Source organism: Arthrobacter crystallopoietes BAB-32 (genome assembly GCF_000328305.2).
Classification (GTDB): Bacteria; Actinomycetota; Actinomycetes; order Actinomycetales; family Micrococcaceae; genus Crystallibacter; species Crystallibacter crystallopoietes_A.
Genome location: NZ_ANPE02000254.1, coordinates 1 through 2,089 on the forward strand (window position 1 = coordinate 1; position 2,089 = coordinate 2,089).

The 2,089-nt window shown below is 64.5% G+C and carries 2 protein-coding genes and 1 pseudogene; all 3 read left to right on the forward strand.

Annotation, left to right across the window (positions count from 1 at the left end):
* A pseudogene (locus tag D477_RS23435) lies at positions 1 to 360 on the forward strand (conjugal transfer protein); the annotation flags it as partial.
* A complete protein-coding gene (locus tag D477_RS18830) occupies positions 357 to 1,607 on the forward strand; it encodes a type IV secretory system conjugative DNA transfer family protein (protein ID WP_237740837.1) in 1,251 nt (416 codons plus the stop codon). The pseudogene D477_RS23435 and the gene D477_RS18830, both read left to right, overlap by 4 nt.
* 14 nt (positions 1,608 to 1,621) lie before the next feature.
* A complete protein-coding gene (locus tag D477_RS18835; RefSeq protein WP_005273677.1) occupies positions 1,622 to 2,059 on the forward strand; it encodes a DUF4913 domain-containing protein in 438 nt (145 codons plus the stop codon).
* The last annotated feature ends 30 nt before the right edge of the window (positions 2,060 to 2,089 follow it).

The following is a 2,089-nucleotide window of genomic DNA, read 5'->3' on the forward strand; positions in this document are numbered from 1 at the left end:
GATCTGCTGGCAGGGCTGGCCAAGGGCCGGGTGCCCTGGCCCGCCGAATCCACTCTCGCCGCATCCGTCATGGCCGGCCTGGTCCTGGGGCTGACCGCCGTTGTGCTGACGGCCTGGTGGAAGGGCGCGTCCAAGCGCGCCCGCGTGGATAAGGCCGCCCGCTACCTCGGACGCGGCAAGTCACTGGCCGCGTTCTCCGAAAAAGGCGCACAGGCCAAGGCCGACCGCCTGGGCGTGAAGAACACCCCGGGCATCACGGTCGGCCGGGTGGTCTCCACCGGCCAGAAGTTTATTCAGTCCTGGGAAGACCTCAGCCTCGATATCTGGGGCCCCGAACCGGTAAGTCGACCTCCAGGGTGATCCCGGCAATCCTGGATGCCCCCGGAGCGGTGGTATCGACCTCGAACAAGCGCGACGTCGTGGACGGCACCCGGGGCGTCCGCGAGACCACCGCCCCGGTGTGGGTCTTCGATCCGCAGAAGATCGCCCAGGAGGAACCGGACTGGTGGTGGAACCCGCTCTCCTACGTCACCGACGAAGAAAAAGCCTACAAGCTCACCCAGCACTTCTCGGTCGGTTCGCGGGTCCCGGGGTCCAAGCCCGATGCCTACTTCGACCCCAAAGCCGAAGACATCCTCTCCTCCTACTTCCTCGCGGCCGCACTGGGCGGGCTGCCGATCACCCAGGTCTACCTGTGGGTGACCGAGCAGGTGAACCGCGAACCCATCAACATCCTCAAAACACATGACTACGAGCTGCAGTACAAGGGGCTGGAATCCACGCTGGAACTGGCCGATAAGCAGCGCGACGGTATCTTCGGCACCGCCGAAAAGATGATTCAGTGCCTCAAGAGCAGGAACACGCTGCGGTGGGTCGCCCCGACCGGGGGCGCGAGCGTGGTCACCGATAGGCGCCGCCAGTTTGACCCGCATGCCTTCGCTGGCTCCCGGGAGACGATCTACATCCTCTCCAAAGAAGGAGCCGGCTCTGCTGCCCCACTAACTACGGCACTGACGGTCGCCATCGCCGAGGCCATGGAAGAACGCGCCGAACGCAGCGGCGGCCGCCTGCCCAAACCTACACTCTTCGCCCTCGACGAGCTGGCCAACGTCGTCCGATGGGCAGGCCTGCCGGACCAGTTCAGCCACTACGGCTCCAAGGGCCTGATCGTCATGGGCATCCTGCAGTCCTGGTCCCAGGGCGTCGAACTCTGGGGAGAGGCGAACATGCGCAAAATCTGGTCCGCCGCGAACGTCAAGGTTTACGGAGGGGGAGTCGCCGAAGAAGGCTTCCTCCGCGCACTGTCAGACCTGATCGGGGACTACAGCTACATCAACATCTCCATCTCCTCCGGCAAGTCCGGGGCCAGCCGCTCCCGGCAGGAAGGCAAAGAACGCATCTTCGACGTCTCCAACCTCGCCGAACTCGACCGCGGCCGCGCCGTCGTCCTCGCCTCCGGTGCCCCGGCAACGCTGGTCCGCACCATGCCCTGGTACACCGGCCCCCACAAGGATCCCGTGGAGGCCTCCATCAGGAAGTACAGCCCGCAGCCGGAAGAGGAACCAGTCCCGGCCGCCCCGGCCGCCAATCCCTGGATCACGACGTAAGGAAGCAATCACTCATGGCAGATGATTTTGGATTGTTCGACACCGATACCCCCGCCCCGGCTACGAGCCAGGGCGAGGAGGGAAAGACCGAGGAGACACCGGAACTGGTCTACGGATCGGCTGAAGAATTCCTGCACGAGCAGCTGCTGCCCACCTACGTCCGCAGCATCACCGGCAAATCAACGAAGTGGTGCATCGAGTGGTACTTCCACCCCGAAGCCGTCTCACGGGTAGCTGCAATGTGGCGGGCATGGGAACACCTGCGCCTCGACCCTGCCACCGGCATGAGCGTCTGGTGGCGCGACCATGCAGACCACCACATGCGCGTCCTTTTGGACCCACAGGGGCCTTTCTACAACTGCGACATGAAAGAACACCGCGACCCCGAACACCTCGAACCCAAAAAAGCACCTGCCGGCTGGTTCCCCGACGTGCGAGTCCAGGACAGGTAGCTTGGCAGAACCCGGCCGGCAACCCCATTA